This window comes from Klebsiella ornithinolytica NBRC 105727 = ATCC 31898 (assembly GCF_001598295.1).
GTDB classification, from domain to species: Bacteria; Pseudomonadota; Gammaproteobacteria; order Enterobacterales; family Enterobacteriaceae; genus Klebsiella; species Klebsiella ornithinolytica.
Window position 1 is genome coordinate 93693 of sequence record NZ_BCYR01000014.1, and the last position, 16094, is coordinate 109786.

Annotated in this window: 15 protein-coding genes; 5 read left to right on the forward strand and 10 right to left on the reverse strand. The window is 55.6% G+C overall.

All coding sequences use genetic code 11. The features are described 5' to 3' along the window. Nucleotides 1-10 precede the first annotated feature (10 nt). The 5 genes from ugpQ to ugpB form a co-directional block, all read right to left on the reverse strand. A complete protein-coding gene (gene ugpQ, locus ROR01S_RS21965; protein ID WP_004868540.1) occupies nt 11-751 on the reverse strand; it encodes a glycerophosphodiester phosphodiesterase in 741 nt (246 codons plus the stop codon). After that, nucleotides 748-1818 (reverse strand): sn-glycerol-3-phosphate import ATP-binding protein UgpC, encoded by a 1071-nt coding sequence (locus ROR01S_RS21970; RefSeq protein WP_004868541.1) that lies wholly within the window; start codon nt 1816-1818, stop codon nt 748-750. Before ROR01S_RS21970 ends, ugpQ begins: the two co-directional genes overlap by 4 nt. 269 nt (nt 1819-2087) lie before the next feature. Continuing rightward, nucleotides 2088-2933 (reverse strand): sn-glycerol-3-phosphate ABC transporter permease UgpE, encoded by an 846-nt coding sequence (ugpE, locus tag ROR01S_RS21975; protein ID WP_004868542.1) that lies wholly within the window; start codon nt 2931-2933, stop codon nt 2088-2090. After that, nucleotides 2930-3817: a sn-glycerol-3-phosphate ABC transporter permease UgpA gene (ugpA, locus tag ROR01S_RS21980; protein ID WP_004868543.1), complete on the reverse strand. Its 888-nt coding sequence runs from the start codon at nt 3815-3817 to the stop codon at nt 2930-2932. The genes ugpE and ugpA overlap by 4 nt, the downstream gene beginning before the upstream one ends. A 105-nt stretch (nt 3818-3922) precedes the next feature. Then, nucleotides 3923-5239, reverse strand: a complete 1317-nt coding sequence (gene ugpB / locus ROR01S_RS21985) for a sn-glycerol-3-phosphate ABC transporter substrate-binding protein UgpB (RefSeq protein WP_015585597.1) — start codon at nt 5237-5239, stop codon at nt 3923-3925. A gap of 271 nt (nt 5240-5510) precedes the next feature. Between ugpB and ROR01S_RS21990 the strand changes: the two genes are divergently transcribed. The 4 genes from ROR01S_RS21990 (at nt 5511) to ROR01S_RS22005 (ending at nt 10364) form a co-directional block, all read left to right on the forward strand. Further along, a complete protein-coding gene (locus tag ROR01S_RS21990; RefSeq protein ID WP_015585596.1) occupies nt 5511-6278 on the forward strand; it encodes an IclR family transcriptional regulator in 768 nt (255 codons plus the stop codon). A 228-nt stretch (nt 6279-6506) separates the two neighbouring features. Further along, a complete protein-coding gene (locus tag ROR01S_RS21995; RefSeq protein ID WP_015585595.1) occupies nt 6507-7406 on the forward strand; it encodes a dihydrodipicolinate synthase family protein in 900 nt (299 codons plus the stop codon). Between the two features lie 18 nt (nt 7407-7424). Further along, nucleotides 7425-8735, forward strand: coding sequence for an MFS transporter (locus tag ROR01S_RS22000; RefSeq protein ID WP_015585594.1), 1311 nt, complete (start codon nt 7425-7427; stop codon nt 8733-8735). 33 nt (nt 8736-8768) lie between these two features. Continuing rightward, nucleotides 8769-10364 (forward strand): UxaA family hydrolase, encoded by a 1596-nt coding sequence (locus ROR01S_RS22005; protein ID WP_064359881.1) that lies wholly within the window; start codon nt 8769-8771, stop codon nt 10362-10364. Between the two features lie 44 nt (nt 10365-10408). Here the strand turns inward: ROR01S_RS22005 and livF are convergent, their stop codons facing one another. Genes livF through livK form a run of 5 tightly spaced genes read right to left on the reverse strand, consistent with a single transcriptional unit; the run spans nt 10409 to nt 15252 of the window. Further along, nucleotides 10409-11122: a high-affinity branched-chain amino acid ABC transporter ATP-binding protein LivF gene (gene livF / locus ROR01S_RS22010; RefSeq protein ID WP_086815724.1), complete on the reverse strand. Its 714-nt coding sequence runs from the start codon at nt 11120-11122 to the stop codon at nt 10409-10411. A 2-nt stretch (nt 11123-11124) separates the two neighbouring features. After that, nucleotides 11125-11892, reverse strand: a complete 768-nt coding sequence (gene livG / locus ROR01S_RS22015; RefSeq protein WP_004868546.1) for a high-affinity branched-chain amino acid ABC transporter ATP-binding protein LivG — start codon at nt 11890-11892, stop codon at nt 11125-11127. Beyond that, nucleotides 11889-13166: a branched chain amino acid ABC transporter permease LivM gene (gene livM, locus ROR01S_RS22020; RefSeq protein ID WP_004868547.1), complete on the reverse strand. Its 1278-nt coding sequence runs from the start codon at nt 13164-13166 to the stop codon at nt 11889-11891. Before livM ends, livG begins: the two co-directional genes overlap by 4 nt. Beyond that, the gene (gene livH / locus ROR01S_RS22025; RefSeq protein WP_004868550.1) at nt 13163-14089 is read right to left on the reverse strand and encodes a high-affinity branched-chain amino acid ABC transporter permease LivH; all 927 of its coding nucleotides are present in this window, start codon (nt 14087-14089) and stop codon (nt 13163-13165) included. Before livH ends, livM begins: the two co-directional genes overlap by 4 nt. Nucleotides 14090-14142: 53 nt before the next feature. Then, the gene (livK, locus tag ROR01S_RS22030) at nt 14143-15252 is read right to left on the reverse strand and encodes a high-affinity branched-chain amino acid ABC transporter substrate-binding protein LivK (RefSeq protein WP_004868551.1); all 1110 of its coding nucleotides are present in this window, start codon (nt 15250-15252) and stop codon (nt 14143-14145) included. A gap of 422 nt (nt 15253-15674) precedes the next feature. Here livK and panM point away from each other — a divergent pair, with 422 nt between their 5' ends. Beyond that, the gene (gene panM / locus ROR01S_RS22035; protein WP_004868553.1) at nt 15675-16058 is read left to right on the forward strand and encodes an aspartate 1-decarboxylase autocleavage activator PanM; all 384 of its coding nucleotides are present in this window, start codon (nt 15675-15677) and stop codon (nt 16056-16058) included. The last annotated feature ends 36 nt before the right edge of the window (nt 16059-16094 follow it).

Below are 16094 nucleotides of genomic sequence, written 5' to 3' on the forward strand. Positions count from 1 at the left end.
TGCCGAAGGATCAGGCGTGGAAGTCAGGACCGATGACATCAATGGCATCGGTACAAATGCAGTCCACGCCCCAGCGCAACAGCTCAGCCGCCCGCTGGGGTTTGTTGACGGTATAGACGAGGATGTGCAGACCCGCGGCTTTCAGGCTGGCCACTCGCGACTCATCCAGCAGTTGATGGTTAAGGTGGATCGAAACGCACGCCAGGCGCGTGGTCAGCTCGCGCCAGTCCTCACGCCACTCATCCAGCAGCAGCCCGCGCGGCAGCTCAGGCACCGCCTGCTGCGCCGCCTCCAGCGCGTCAATGTCGAACGATGAGAGCAGCGGCGGCGTCATACCTTGCCACAGCTCCCGGGCCGCCAGCGCCACCGCTTTCCCGGTGAGCGGTCCGGTGCCGGTTGTGGGTTTAATCTCGATATTCGCCATCATGCCGTGCTGACGACAGCGTTCGGCAACCTCGGCCAGCAGCGGCAGCGGCTCGCCTTTGAATTCATGGCTATACCAGCTGCCGGCATCGGCTTTCAGCAGTTCGCTCCAGGCCAGCTCGCCGGCGACGCCCCAGCCGTTGCTGGTGCGCTCGAGATTGTCATCATGCAGCAAAAAAATCTGTCCGTCTTTCGACAGCTTGGCGTCAAACTCGATCATCGTATGCCCGAAACGGGCGCCGACGTCGATGGCCGCCAGGGTGTTTTCCGGCGCCAGTTTCCCGCCGCCACGATGGGCGACGATGTGAGGATAAGGCCAGTGACTCATGCGCGTTGTCCTGTTTCACCATCAAAGAGGTGCAGATGATCCTCGGGCAGATGCAGCCACAGCGTGCTGCCTGCTGACGGACGCTGCTGATGCGGCAGCCTGACCACCAGTTTCTGCTCGCCCCAGCGACCGTGGGCAAGGTTATCGGCACCTAAAATTTCCAGCGTATCCATCACCAGCGGTACGCCACCTTCCGCCTGGGAGCTTAATGCAAAATGCTCCGGGCGGATACCTAACGTCATCTTACGCCCGGCATGGCGGCGATGCTCGCCATTCATCGGTAAACGCAGACCGCCTTCCAGCTCAAAACGATGACCATCTTCGCTGACGCGCCCGTCCAGCAGGTTCATCGCCGGGCTGCCAATAAAGCTCGCCACAAAGCGGCTGGCCGGCTTCTCGTACACCTCGACGGGGGTGCCAATTTGTTCGGCAATGCCTTTGTTCATCACCATCACCCGCTGGGCAAGCGTCATCGCCTCCACCTGGTCATGCGTGACGTACAACGAGGTGGTTTTCAGACGACGATGCAACTGCTGAAGTTCAAGACGCATCTGGACGCGCAGCTTGGCATCGAGATTCGATAGCGGTTCATCAAACAGAAATACCGCCGGGTCGCGCACGATGGCGCGGCCCATCGCCACGCGCTGGCGCTGGCCGCCGGAGAGCTCGCGCGGGCGGCGCTTGAGCAGGCCATCCAGCTCCAGAATACGCGCCGCTTCCTGCACCCGCTCGGCGATCAGGCCTTTGCCCATACCGCGTATTTTTAGCCCCCAGGCCATGTTCTCTTCCACGCTCATGTGCGGATAAAGCGCGTAGTTCTGAAACACCATCGCGATCCCGCGATCCTTCGGTTCCATCTCGGTCACGCGCTGGCGGTTAATCCAGATGTCGCCGCTGGTCACGCGTTCAAGCCCGGCAACCATGCGCAGCAGCGTTGATTTCCCGCAGCCGGACGGTCCGACCATAACGATAAATTCCCCGTCCGCGACGTCCAGCGTCAGCGGTTGAATGACCTGGGTTTTGCCATCCCAGCTTTTGGTTACTGCCTGTAGTTTTAAACCTGCCATAAAAGGTTGTATCCCTTGATTGTTCATGAACGTCGCTGGCGGCTATTTTTGCCCGGGGCAAGGCGCAAGCGTCGCAGTTTGGTGGGCCCAAATAAGACGCGAGTAACGCGGTACCGGGCAAAAATGGCCCCAGCCCTTCGGGACGCGTGCTGAAACCGCGTACTCTGCGTTGTCGGATTTGGACATAGGCCCACTATGTCCATCATCCTCCACCTTGATTACGCGGTTTCGGCTCAGCGTCGACGCCACGAACAATCAAGGGATACAACCTACTTCTCACTGTCCACTAAACCACGCACAAACGCACGCTGCATGGCTAAAACGATAACAACCGGGGGAATCAGCGTCAGCAGCATCGCCGCCATCACCTGGTTCCACTGGGTGGTGCCTTCTCCGGTGGCGATCATGCCTTTGATACCCGCCACTGCGGTGCCAAGATTCACGTCCTGAATAATCAACAGCGGCCACAGATACTGGTTCCAGCCGTAGATAAAGGTGATAACAAACAGGGCCGCGAGATTGGTTTTCGAGAGCGGCAGCACGATGTCGCGGAAAAAGCGCATCGGCGAGGCGCCGTCGATACGCGCCGCTTCGATCAGCTCGTCCGGCAGGGTCATAAAGAACTGGCGGAACAGGAAGGTGGCGGTCGCGGAGGCCATCAGCGGCAGCGTCAACCCGGCATAGCTGTCGAGCATCTTCAGATTGGCGATCACTTCCACGGTGGGAAAGATACGTACCTCAACCGGCAGCATCAGGGTAATAAAAATCATCCAGAAGAAGAGGTTACGCAGCGGAAAGCGGAACCAGACGATGGCGAACGCGGAGAGCATTGAGACCACGATTTTCCCGACCGTGATACCGAAGGCCATGATGAAGCTGTTGAGCATCATCAGCCAGAATGGCGCGCTGTTCACGCCAACGCCCTGGGTCCAGATGGTCGCCATATTTTCCAGCAGATGTCCGCCGGGAATCAGCGTCATCGGCGTCTCAAAAACGGCTTTGTTATCCAGCGTCGCGGCAACAAACGCGACATACAGCGGGAACAGGATGACGGCGATCCCCGCAATCAGCATGGTGTGGCTGAAAATCGTCAGCCCGCGACGGTTCTCAATCATTGGTAGCGCACCTTACTTTCAACGTAGCGGAACTGAACGACCGTCAGCACAATCACCAGGAACATCAGAACCACCGACTGGGCGGCGGACGCCGACAGGTCGAGCCCGGCGAAACCTTCGCGATAGATCTTATAAATCAACGTAGTGGTCGCCTGTACCGGGCCGCCGGCGGTGGCAGCATCGATCACCGGGAAGGTATCGAAGAAGGCGTAGACCAGGTTGACCACCAGCAGGAAAAAGCTGACCGGCGCAATCAACGGCAGCGCCAGTTTAAAGAAGCGGCGAATCGGCCCGGCGCCGTCAATGGCGGCAGCCTCAACCAGCGAGCGCGGGATCGACTGCAATGCAGCGAAGAAAAACAAAAAGTTATAGCTGATCTGCTTCCATACCGAGGCAAAGACCACCAGGAACATTGCCTGGCCGCTGTTCTGCGCATGGTTCCAGTCATAGCCCATCTCGCCGAGGAAATGGGTTATCAGTCCACGGCCGGGGTTAAAGAGGAAAATCCATAATACCGCCGCCACCGCTGGCGCCACGGCATAGGGCAGCAGCATCAGGGTTTGATAAAAGCGGCTGCCGCGCACGACATAATCCACCAGCGCAGCAAAGAACAGAGAAATCATCAGCCCGCTGAAGGTCACCAGGCTACTGAACTTAATGGTGGTCCAGAACGAGTCCAGATAGTACGGGTCGTGGAACAGGGTCACGAAGTTGTCCAGGCCAACGAACTGGCTGGAAAGACCAAACGGATCGACGCTCTGGAGTGAGTACCACAGCGCTTCGCCCGCGGGCCAGATAAAGAAAATAATGGTGATAATCAGCTGCGGCGCGACCAGCACATAAGGCAGCCAGCGCGAGCGGAATACCGGACGGGATGATGACATTGAGATTGGGTTCCTGAACAATGCCGGGTGGCGGCTACGCCTTACCCGGCCTACATAGGGCACGTCGTAGGCCCGGTGAGCGAATTCCACCGGGCATTTCAGCGATTACGATTTCGTTGATTGCTCGAAGCGGCGCAGCAGCTGGTTACCACGTTGTACCGCTGAATCCAGCGCCTGTTGTGGCGTTTTCTTCCCGGTCCACACGCTTTCCAGCTCCTCATCCACAATGGTGCGGATCTGCGGCATGTTGCCCAGACGCAGCCCTTTGGTGAACGGCAACGGTGGCTTGTTCAACATCTGACGAGTGGCAATATCCGCGCCTGGATTCTTATCGTAGAAGCCCTGCTGGCGGGTCAGGTCATAAGCGGCGGTGGTAATCGGCAGGTAGCCGGTTTTCTGATGCCATTCCGCAGCGATTTCCGGTTTAGCGAGGAATTCCAGGAATTTCGCCACCCCGGTGTAAGTCTCTTTATCTTTACCCTGCATCACCCACAGGCTGGCCCCGCCGATAATGGCGTTCTGCGGCGCGCCCTTCACGTCGGCGTCGTACGGCATCATCCCCACGCCGTAGTTGAACTTCGCGTACTGGCGAATATCGGCCAGCGAACCGGAAGAGGCGGTGGTTATCGCGCAGTCCCCGTTATAGAACTTCTCGGTGGACTCATCTTTACGCCCGAAGTAGCTGAAATCGCCCTTCTTGTTCATCGCTTCCAGCATGGCGATATGCTTGACCTGCTCCGGCTTGTTGAACTCCAGAACCGCATCGGTACCGTCAAAGCCGTTGTTTTTGGTCGCCACCGGCAGGCCATGCCAGGCGCTGAAGTTTTCAATCTGAATCCAGCCCTGCCAGCCGCTGGCGTAACCGCACTTCATCCCGGCGGCTTTCAGCTTATCGGTATAGGCTGCCAGCTCCTGCCAGGTTTTCGGCGGCTGCTCCGGGTCTAAACCGGCTTTTTTGAAGGCGTCTTTGTTGTAGTACAGCACCGGTGTGGAGCTGTTAAACGGCTGGGAGAGCAGATGGCCGCTTTTGGAATCGGTGTAGTAACCGGAAACGGTCGGGACGAACTGCGATTCATCAAACTTAATACCCGCATCGCTGAACACCTGATATACCGGCTTAATGGCCTTCGAAGCCATCATCGTCGCAGTACCTACTTCATAAACCTGAAGGATCGCCGGCGCATTACCGGTACGGAATGCCGCAATGCCGGCACTCAGGCTCTGTTCATAGTTACCTTTGTACACCGGTGTAATTTTATAATCCGGATTGGCCGCGTTGAAACGTTGCGCCAGAGAATCAACTTCTTTACCCAACTCCCCTTCCATGGAATGCCAGAACGGAATATTGGTCACTGCCAGCGCCTGACCGGCACATGCCAGGCTGAGCGCCAGTCCTAAAGCTGTATGTCGTAACGATATCATCGGTTATCTCTCTTGTTGTTCCAGATGCGCGATTTCACGCGTTTTATGTTCGCGGGGGTAACATGACATGCTCGAATGACAGAAAAATAACTATTGCATTACAAAAATATTACAATAAATTGGCAAAAACATGATGAAACGGTGAAAAAAAAGTGGCAGGGAAATGGCAAGGGAAAAAGAGAGGCGGCGCAGACTACAGATAAAGGGGGATCTGTAGTTAAATAGAGTGCGTTAAAGAGCACTCTACGGCGAGCCGTCAAAAGGAAAAAATATGAAGACGCTTCATAAACCTACCGAGCGCGTTTTGCTCATTCTGGAAACCTTAGCCAACGCGGATGGAATGACGCTTTCCGAGCTATCGCTCAAAACGGATATCTCCAAGGGAACCATTTTCCCGATCCTCAAATCACTGCAGTATCGCAAATATATCAGTCACGACGCTCGCAACGGGATTTACACTCTGGGGATCTCCTGCGCGGTTCTGGCCAGTTCAACGGTGGAAAAAGAGTTCTGGCTGAAAACGATCAATAGCGAAATGCACGCGGTGGTCAATGAATGCAACGAAGTTTGCCAGCTCGGCATTCTGGATGACGCCTGGGTACTTTATGTTGATAAAGTCCAGGGCGATCAAACCGTGCAGCTGGTCTCTAAGGTAGGAACTCGCCTTCCGGCGATCTGTTCCGCCCTGGGCAAGGCGCTGCTGCATAAGCATCGTGACGAAGAGATACTGGAGCTCTATCCGCAGGGTTTTCCTTGCGTTACCGCCCGCAGCGTAACGAATATGGCCCAGCTTCGTCAGCAGCTGGATATGGTCGCCGCCAACGGTTATGCCATGGACGATCGGGAAATCAACGACGATACCATCTGCTTCGCCGTCCCCCTGCAGCAGAAAGGCATTATTCTGGCGGCGATCAGCGTCTCATTGCCTTCTTTCCGCGCCAGCGATGAAAAAACGCAGCAGGTTATTCATGCGCTAAAAGAGGCCAAGGGTCGTATCGAAAGCGTGCTGAATAAGCTGCCTGATATTAAAAATTACTGATTTATTTGCCAACGGCACCTTCGGAATTGTGATTACCCACACAATGCCGATATTTAATGATCCACCGTGGCGCCCGACTATTCTGCATAATTCCCCATCTATTCATTGAGTTAATCAATTATCCGCACGACTTTGGCGCCATTTGACTTCACGTCGATGGCGTGTTTACTTATGCTTAATCGCAAATACAGACACCATTTGTATATACGAACAACAAAGAGGTTTAATATGCAAAGTCGTTACATCACCCCGGCAATAACGGTTTTTGATGAGCAGGGCAGGCTGGATCCTGAAGGCAACTTTCGCCTGTACGATTTCATTAAAAGCAGCGTATCGGGATTTGTCGTCATGGGTAGTACCGGTGAGTTTTTCTCGCTGGATATGAAAACATCCCGTCAGGTCATTCAAATGGCGGCAGAGTTCCCGCGCGAGGGAATAAAGGCCTATGCAGGTACCAGCCGCATGGATATTGACGAGTGCGTAGAGCTGGCAAACTATGCAGATGAGTGCGGACTGGATGGCGTCATGATTATCAGCCCGTGGTACTTCCGCCTGACTGATGAAGGCATTTATACATTTTATAGCCAGATAGCTCGCCGCACCGCCGCCAAAATATTTATTTATAACTTCCCGGAACGTACCGGCTATTGCGTCTCGCCAGAGGTCTGTTTACGACTCGCCAGAGAGTTCCCAAACATTGTCGGTCTTAAAGACACCATTCCGGACACCAATCATACGTCGCAGGTGATTCGCCAGGTAAAATCTGAACTACCGTATTTTGAAGTCTATGCCGGTTATGACAATAACTTCGCGCACAATGTCCTGGCGGGGGGCGATGGATGTATCGGCGGGTTATCCAATATTTGCCCTGAAATATTCCGCGACTGGATGCAGGCATTTAGCGATAACGATTTGCAGAAAATTTCGCGGTATCAGCAAAAAGTGGATGGGTTAATGGATATTTACGCGGTTAACGATCCGTTCATTCCAACATTTAAAAAAGCGCTACAGCTGCGCGGAATTATTCAGTCCGACCGCTGCACAGCACCGTTTAGCTCGCTCGCCACCTGCCAGACCGAAAGTATTCTGCGGATACTTTCCCGCGCTGGTATTGAAATTAATGCCTGACCCCCACGCGGAGGTATTATGAAAACCATCACAGCTTACGACAATCCGGCCCTCAATTCCGCGATTACCAAATCATGGAAGCGCCTGGTGCCACTGATGTTTATTTTGTACTTCATCGCCTTTATCGACAGGGTGAACGTGGGATTCGCCAAAGAGGCGATGCAGGTGGATATTGGGCTCTCCAATTCCGCCTTCGCCCTCGGGGCGGGGATCTTTTTCGCCGCCTATGCGCTGTTTGGCATTCCTGCGAACCTGATTCTGAATAAAATTGGCGCGCAAAAATGGTTAAGTATCACCACCGTTCTGTGGGGCGTCCTCTCTGCCCTCACCGGACTGGTACAGACGGAAACCCAGTTTATTGTCCTGCGCTTTTTACTGGGATTAGGCGAAGCCGGTTTTTATCCCGGTATTCTGCTGCTGGCCTCCATCTACTTTCCCAATAAAGTTCGCGCATCCGTAGTCGGTATCTTCGTACTCGGCGTACCGCTGGCGCTGACCTTAGGCTCGCCCATCTCCGGCGCGCTTCTGGAAATGCACGGCTTCCTCGGTAAACCCGGCTGGTTCTGGATGTTCTTCATTGAAGGCATTCCGGCGGTCATCATGGGGATCTTCGCCTGGTTCTGGCTCGACGATACGCCGGCCAAAGCGCGCTTCCTGAACGAAGAAGAGAAAAAGGCGCTGACTGCCCAGCTACAGCAGGAGCAGAGGCAGACGGAAACCAGCAGCGTCGGTACCGCGCTGAAAAGCCTTAAAGTCTGGCACCTGGCGCTGATCTACGGCACCATCCAGATCAGCGTGTACGGACTGATGTTCTTCCTGCCTTCGCAAGTCGCCTCGCTAATGGGTTCCACGCTCGGCTTTAAAGAGTCGCTGGTCGCCGCCATTCCATGGGCCTGCTCCGCCGTCGGCGTCTATTACATTCCGCGTCTGGCAGACAAAATGCCGGCTCGCCGGGTACTGATTTCGGTCATCTGTATGCTGGCTGCGGCGCTGGGGCTGTTTGTTTCTGCCTGGTCCGGCCCGGTGCTCGCCATTGCCGCGCTGTCGCTGTCAGCCATCGGCTTTCTCTCCGTGCAACCCATTTTCTGGACTTTCCCGGCGCAGATTGTGTCAGGCTCGGCGCTGGCCGCCAGTATCGGCTTTTGCACCACCATGGGCGCGTTTTGTAGCTTCCTGGCGCCGCTCATTCGCGTTGAGGTCGATACCTTCTTCGGCAACGATTCGGCGGGCCTGGTCGCACTGTCGCTGATTACCATCTGCTGTGCGCTGCTTATTGCCGCTCTTGCCGGCAGAAAAGCGACAAACGGCGTTGCGGTCACTCATCACTAAGTCCTGATGCGCCTATAACAAAGGATAAATAACATGCAGACCATCTTAAAGATTGACCCTACTGATAACTTAATCGTTGCGCTGCAGGACTTACGCAAAGAACAGCGGGTTCACTGGAACGATGAGGCCTACGTTCTGCGTAGCGATGTCAAAGCCAAACATAAATTTGCCACCGAGGATATTGCGCCCGGCGATATCGTTTCGCTGTACGGCGTACCGGTCGGTAAAGCGACGCGCCCCATCACCCGGGGCGAAGCCATCACAACGGAGAATATCAAACACTACGCGGCCCCGGTTACGCTTGACGATGTCGCCCCCTATGACTGGCAGCAGCCGGATGTTTCCGCCTGGCAAAAGCGGACGTTTAAGGGAATCGTGCGTGAAGATGGCCGGGTCGCCACCGCGAACTACTGGCTGGTCATTCCGCTGGTATTCTGTGAAAACCGCAACGTTCAGCGCGTCACCGATGCGTTGAACGACGCCCTTGGCTACGCCAATAACGGCCTGAAAAATTTTGCTCGCCAGGTGACATCGGCAGGGGCTTTAAACGATACCCGGCATCTGCCCTTTCCGCATCTTGACGGTATTCGCTGTATTACCGTTAATTCCGGCTGCGGCGGCGCCACCTCGGACAGCATGACGATGTGCGACGTGCTGGCCGCCTATTCCGATCATCCCAACGTTCTTGGCGTGACGGTTTTTGCTCTCGGCTGTGAAAAAGCGCGAATTGTTGATTTCAACGCCGCGCTGGCGAAGCGTAACCCAAACTTCAGCAAACCGATTATTTACTTCAGGCAGCAGGACTGGAGTAGCGAAGAAAAAATGATGCAGGATGCGTTGACCGAAACCTATAACGCGATCCGCGAAGCCCCCGTCGCCGAGCGGCAGGACGTCCCGCTCTCCCATCTGAAAATCGGCGTCAAGTGCGGCGCTTCTGACGGGTTCTCGGGGATCAGCGCAAACCCGGCGATGGGCGAAGTGTCAGACCGCCTTGTCGCCCTCGGCGGCGCATCGGGGCTGGCGGAATTCCCCGAGCTGTGCGGCGCGGAAGGGGATATCGTTCAACGTTGCGCGACCCGCGAACTGAAAGAGAAGTTTCTGTCGCTGATGAAAAACTATGAGCATGTCGCGAACTTCTTCGGCACCACCATCGCCGATAACCCCAGCCCGGGAAACATTGCCGATGGGCTGATCACTGACGCGATAAAATCCGCCGGCGCGGCGAAAAAAGGCGGCAGAGCGCCGGTTAGCGCGGTATGCGACTATGCCGAACCGATGGGAGAAAGCGGCCTTTCGCTGGTCTGCACGCCGGGCAACGATGTGGACGCGGTAACGGGCCTGGTCGCGGCCGGGTGCAACGTGGTGATCTTCTCAACCGGGTTAGGTACGCCGACAGGGAACCCTATCGTTCCGGTTCTCAAAGTTTCAACCAACACCGCGCTGGCAAAAAAGATGCCGGATATTATCGATTATGACTGCGGGCCGATTATCGAAGGTACGCCGCTGGCGGATATCGCTGACGGCCTGTTCGAGAAAATCATCGCCACCGCCAGCGGAAGCTGGCGTACCAAAGCGGATGCGCTCGAACAATATGATTTTATGCTGTGGAAACGCTCTCTGGAGCTGTAGGAGCCAAGTAAAACGCCCGGCAGATGCCGGGCGTTTTATCTTCACTATCCGCCCAGATAGGCGCTACGCACCGCCTCGTTAGCCAACAGCGCATCGCCGGTGTCTTCCAGCACGACGTGGCCGTTTTCCAGCACATAGCCGCGGTCAGCCAGTTTCAGCGCCTGGTTGGCGTTCTGCTCGACAAGGAAGATGGTCATCCCCTGCTCGCGCAGCTGTTCGATGGTGTTGAAAATCTGCTGGATGATGATCGGCGCCAGTCCCAGAGAGGGCTCATCAAGCAGCAGCAGGCGCGGCTGGCTCATCAGCGCCCGACCAATCGCCAGCATCTGCTGCTCGCCGCCGGACATGGTGCCCGCACGTTGAATACGGCGTTCAAGCAGGCGCGGGAACAGTTCATAAACCCATTTGATGCGGCTCTGGAACTGGTCTCGATCGGCAAAAAAACCGCCCATCGCCAGATTCTCCTCAACGGTCATACGCGAGAAGACGCGCCGCCCTTCCGGGACAATCGCCACCGCTTCGCGCATGATTTTCGCAGTCTGCCAGTCGGTAATATCCTTACCGTCAAACACCACCTTCCCACTGCTGGCGCGCGGGTCGCCGCACAGGGTACCCAGCAGCGTGGTTTTCCCCGCGCCGTTGGCGCCAATCAGGGTCACGATTTCCCCCTGATTAATATGCAGACTGACGTTATGCAGCGCCTGAATCTTGCCGTAGTGGGCGCTTACGTTGTCAAAAGATAACATCACTTTTTCCATACTTATGCCTCACCAAGGTATGCGCGGATCACGTCCGGGTTATTGCGGATCTCTTCCGGCGTACCGTTAGCCAGCGGCGTGCCCTGGTTTACCACATAAATACGATCGGAAATGCCCATCACCAGCTTCATATCGTGCTCAATCAGCAGGATGGTGGTGTTGTGATGACTGCGCAGCTCGGCGATCAGCTCGTCCAGCTCTTTGGTCTCTTTCGGGTTCAGACCCGCAGCGGGTTCATCCAGCATCAGGATTTCCGGCTGGGTGACCATGCAGCGGGCAATCTCCAGACGCCGTTGGTCACCGTAGGCCAGATTGCTCGCCTGACGGTTCGCATGTTCCAGCAGGCCGATACGCTCAAGCCAGGTAGCGGCACGATCCAGGGCTTCGCTCTGCGCGCGACGAAAGGCCGGGGTTTTCAACAACCCGGAGAAGACCCCGGTTTTCAGCTGCTGATGTTGCGCCACCAGCAGGTTTTCAATCACCGTCATTTCGCGGAACAGACGCACGTGCTGGAAGGTACGAACAACGCCCATCCGGGCGATTTGCTGACCCGGCAACCCTTCCAGGTGCTGATCGCGCAACATGATGGTCCCGCCGGTCGGCTTATAAAAACCGGTCAGGCAGTTGAAGACCGTGGTTTTCCCGGCGCCGTTAGGACCGATCAGCGACACGATCTCCTGTGGGTGCAGCTCCAGCGACACGTTGTTGACCGCCAGCAGGCCGCCAAAGCGCATCATCAGGCCGCTGACGGATAATAATGGCTGACTCATGCCTGCTCTCCTTTCGCCTGACCTTTTTTCAGCTTCAGCTGCGGACGCGTCATCGGCAGCAGACCCTGCGGACGCCAGATCATCATCAGTACCATCAACCCACCCAGCATCAGCATGCTGTATTCGTTGAAATCACGCATCAGCTCGCGTGATACCACCAGCAGCACCGCGGCGAGAATCACCGCAAACTGCGAGCCCATTCCACCCAGAACCACAATCGCCAGCACGAAAGCCGACTCGGCAAAGGTGAAGGATTCCGGACTGACAAAGCCCTGGCGCGCGGCGAAGAGCGTACCGGCAAAGCCGGCAAACGCGGCGCTGATGGTAAAGGCGGTCAGCTTGATGCGCGTAGGGCTAAGGCCCAGCGAGCGGCAGGCAATTTCGTCTTCACGCAACGCTTCCCATGCGCGTCCCAGCGGCATACGCAGCAGGCGGTTGATCACAAACAGCGACAGCACGACCAGCAGCAGCGCCACCAGGTAGAGGAAAATCACCCGATCGCCCGGGTCGTACTTCAGGCCAAAGAAGTTACTGAAAGTATCCCAGCCGCCTTCGCGGGCGCTGCGGCTAAACTCAAGGCCAAACAGCGTCGGTTTTGGAATCTGGCTGATGCCGTTGGGGCCACCGGTGATTTCGGTGTTATTAAGCAGCAAAATACGGACGATTTCGCCGAAGCCAAGCGTGACGATCGCCAGATAGTCGCCGCGCAGACGCAGTACCGGGAACCCCAGCAGGAAGCCCGCGGCTGCGGATACCAGCCCTGCCAGCGGCAGACAGGTCCAGAAGCCAAGACCGTAATAGTGGTTCAGCAGCGCAAAGGTGTAGGCACCGATGGCATAGAAGCCGCCATAACCCAGCACCAGCAGACCGGACAGCCCCACCACCACGTTAAGCCCGAGACCGAGAATGATATAGATCATGGTCAGCGTGGCGATATCCACCGTCCCGCGCGACACCATAAACGGCCACGCCACGGCGATAACCAGCAGTGCGAGCAGGAACAGCTTCTGCTTGACCGTCGAACCGTCGATGGCCGGCATAATAAACTTCGGCCCGGAGACGTTTTTCAGGGTTTTCTGGAACAGCGGACGCATCAGCTGGAAGAAGAAGACCACCGCGGTGCCGATGAAGATCCACTGCCAACGGATATCGGCTGCGGTATCCACCACCAGTTTGGTGCCGTCCAGCTCCAGCTGCACACCCATAAACACGCCGGCGAGGACAAAGAACATCGCCGCGGACAGCAGCGACATAGCAATATGCATCGGTTTCATACTTTCTCGACCTCCGGACGACCCAGAATGCCGGTAGGCATCACCAACAGCACCAGAATCAACAGGGCAAAGGAGACGACGTCTTTATATTCCGTACTGAGGTAGGCAGACGAGAGCGCTTCGGCGATGCCCAGAATCAGGCCACCGATCATCGCGCCAGGAATGCTGCCGATGCCGCCCAGTACCGCAGCGGTAAAGGCTTTCATCCCGGCCATAAAGCCGATATACGGGTTGATAACGCCGTAGAACTGGCCCAGCAGTACGCCCGCGACCGCCGCCATTGCCGCGCCGATAACAAACGTCAACGCAATCACCCGGTCGGTATTGATACCGAGCAGGCTCGCCATTTTGAGGTCTTCTGCACAGGCGCGGCAGGCGCGGCCCATGCGTGAATAGCGGATAAACAGCGTCAGTGCCAGCATCGCAACAAAAGTCACGACCCAAATCACCAGCTGCATCGTGGTGACGGTGGCGGCGAAGTTTTCGCTGCTCCCGATAATCCACTGGCCGTTAAACAGGCTCGGCAGCGCGATATCGCGCGAACCTTCCGTCAGGCTGACGTAGTTTTGCAGGAAGATCGACATCCCGATGGCGGAAATCAGCGCAATCAGGCGCTTGGAGCTGCGCACCGGTCGGTAGGCCACGCGTTCAATGCTCCAGCCGTAGGCGCTGGCGATAATAATCGCCCCGATAAACCCGGCGGCCACCAGCAGCCAGCTGGTATCAATCCCCATCATCATGAGGGCGGCGATGATCATGAAGGAGACGTAGCTGCCAATCATGTATACCTCGCCATGGGCGAAGTTAATCATGCCGATAATGCCGTACACCATCGTATAGCCGATGGCGATCAGCGCATAGGTACTGCCCAGCGTGACGCCGTTAAACATCTGCTGCAGAAAGTAGAGAAACTGCTCGGACATAAGGTAACCTTTTTCATGCCGCCCGCTTCACACGGGCGGTGGGATAACGCATCTTATTTTGCGACAGAGGATGATCCATCCGCATGCCACTGGAAGACACCAAACTCAAATCCCTTCAAATCGCCTTTTTCGTCCCAATTCAGCGGCCCAATCACGGTTTTCGCCCCGTGAGCTTTCAGATCTTTGATTAAGTCCAGCGGCTCCTGGCTGCTGCTCCTGTCCATCGCCTGCGCCAATGACTGCACGGCAGCATAGGTGATCCAGACATACGGACCGCTCGGATCTTTCTTCTCTGTTTTCAGCGCCTCAACGATAGCGCTGTTCGCCGGATCCTGGTCATAGCGTTTCGGCATTGTTACCAGCATGCCTTCCGCGGCTGCGCCGGCAATATTTGACAGCGACGCGTTGCCGACACCTTCGGGTCCCATAAAGACGGTTTTCAGCCCCACTGAGCGAGCCTGACGCAGCATTTGCCCCATTTCAGGGTAGTAACCGCCGTAATAAACGAAGTCGATATTTTCTTTTTTCAGGCGTGCCAGCAGCGCGGAGAAATCTTTCTCTCCGGCGGTGATGCCATCAAAGAAGACGATATTCGCCTTGCCTTTCTTCAGGCTCTCCTGGACGGATCGCGCCAGACCTTCGCCATACTGCTGTTTGTCATGGATGATGGCGATACGCTGCGGTTTCACTTTTTCCAGGATGTATTTGGCGGCGGTCGGCCCTTGTGCGGAGTCCAGGCCAGCGGTACGCATGATGTACTGATAGCCGCGTTGGGTCAGTTCCGGGTTCGTCGCGCCCGGAGAAATCATCAGAATACCTTCATCTTCATAGATATCGGAGGCAGGCTGGGTAGAAGAGGAACACAGATGGCCGATAACGTACTTGATGCCTTCATTAACAATTTTGTTCGCTACCGCCACGGCCTGTTTCGGGTCGCAGGCATCGTCGAACTCAACGCCAACCAGCTTATCGCCTTTAATTCCGCCCTGCGCGTTAATGTCTTTAATGGCCTGCCGCGCGCCGTTGAACTCCATGTCGCCCCACTGAGCTACCGGGCCGGACATCGCACCGACCACGGCAACTTTAATATCCTTAGCCATGACCGCGTGAGACATCGTCAGTGCAACGAATCCCGCAATAATGGTTTTTGCGTTCCTTTTCATGCTTCAGAACCCCGTTCGTGATGTGGTGTAAATATTTTGTATTTTTATGGTTAAAAAGCATTCTGTGCTTTTATTAAACAACGCTACTTTTACCATTATCTTTAATGGTTTAGCGATGTTTTTTGCCTGAATTGAGATTAAAATCTCTATTTTTCAGGCGATTAAGAAAAGATAATATTCTGTATTAAAGCGAAGATAAACAAAAAAAAGTCCTCTTCACAGCATAAAATAACGATACATAAGGCGGAATAAAACGCTGCACATTAGGTTAAAATTCTGCTTATTTTTCGATCCATGACGGATTGCTCTAATCTGCACTCGCCAGAAGAACGAATCCCCTAATGAATGGATAAAAAACAGCGCCCCTTCCGACAGCAAATTTGGGTACACTGCCCCATCCGTTTTGACTGGACTTGTCGCGCATGAAACTGACCATTATTCGATTACCACTTTTCAGCGATCAGGATCGCATTGACTTAGGGAAAATCTGGCCGTCGCAGGATCCCGACGATATCCCTCTGGACGATCGTCACCGAATTTACGCCGCCCGCTTTAACGAGCGTCTGCTGGGTGCCGTGCGCGTCACGCTACGTGGCAATGAAGGCGAGCTCAGCGCGCTGTGCGTACGCGAAGTCACTCGTCGGCGCGGCGTCGGGCAGTATCTGGTGGAAGAAGTGCTGCAAAGAAATCCAGAAATCGGTCGCTGGCGGATGGCCGATACCGGAATTGAAGACCACCGCGTCATGTCAGCGTTTATGCAAGCGCTAGGCTTCAGCGCCCGGGACGGCGGTTGGGAAAAGCATTAAAAACAAAGCGGTCATTGATTTAACCGGGAATCTCCG

Bases quoted from the DNA above. Each gene is read 5' to 3' on its own strand.
- ugpQ (WP_004868540.1), bottom strand. From the start codon at position 751: ATGAGTCACTGGCCTTATCCTCACATCGTCGCCCATCGTGGCGGCGGG.
- ROR01S_RS21970 (WP_004868541.1), bottom strand. From the start codon at position 1,818: ATGGCAGGTTTAAAACTACAGGCAGTAACCAAAAGCTGGGATGGCAAA.
- ugpE (WP_004868542.1), bottom strand. From the start codon at position 2,933: ATGATTGAGAACCGTCGCGGGCTGACGATTTTCAGCCACACCATGCTG.
- ugpA (WP_004868543.1), bottom strand. From the start codon at position 3,817: ATGTCATCATCCCGTCCGGTATTCCGCTCGCGCTGGCTGCCTTATGTG.
- ugpB (WP_015585597.1), bottom strand. From the start codon at position 5,239: ATGATATCGTTACGACATACAGCTTTAGGACTGGCGCTCAGCCTGGCA.
- ROR01S_RS21990 (WP_015585596.1), top strand. From the start codon at position 5,511: ATGAAGACGCTTCATAAACCTACCGAGCGCGTTTTGCTCATTCTGGAA.
- ROR01S_RS21995 (WP_015585595.1), top strand. From the start codon at position 6,507: ATGCAAAGTCGTTACATCACCCCGGCAATAACGGTTTTTGATGAGCAG.
- ROR01S_RS22000 (WP_015585594.1), top strand. From the start codon at position 7,425: ATGAAAACCATCACAGCTTACGACAATCCGGCCCTCAATTCCGCGATT.
- ROR01S_RS22005 (WP_064359881.1), top strand. From the start codon at position 8,769: ATGCAGACCATCTTAAAGATTGACCCTACTGATAACTTAATCGTTGCG.
- livF (WP_086815724.1), bottom strand. From the start codon at position 11,122: ATGGAAAAAGTGATGTTATCTTTTGACAACGTAAGCGCCCACTACGGC.
- livG (WP_004868546.1), bottom strand. From the start codon at position 11,892: ATGAGTCAGCCATTATTATCCGTCAGCGGCCTGATGATGCGCTTTGGC.
- livM (WP_004868547.1), bottom strand. From the start codon at position 13,166: ATGAAACCGATGCATATTGCTATGTCGCTGCTGTCCGCGGCGATGTTC.
- livH (WP_004868550.1), bottom strand. From the start codon at position 14,089: ATGTCCGAGCAGTTTCTCTACTTTCTGCAGCAGATGTTTAACGGCGTC.
- livK (WP_004868551.1), bottom strand. From the start codon at position 15,252: ATGAAAAGGAACGCAAAAACCATTATTGCGGGATTCGTTGCACTGACG.
- panM (WP_004868553.1), top strand. From the start codon at position 15,675: ATGAAACTGACCATTATTCGATTACCACTTTTCAGCGATCAGGATCGC.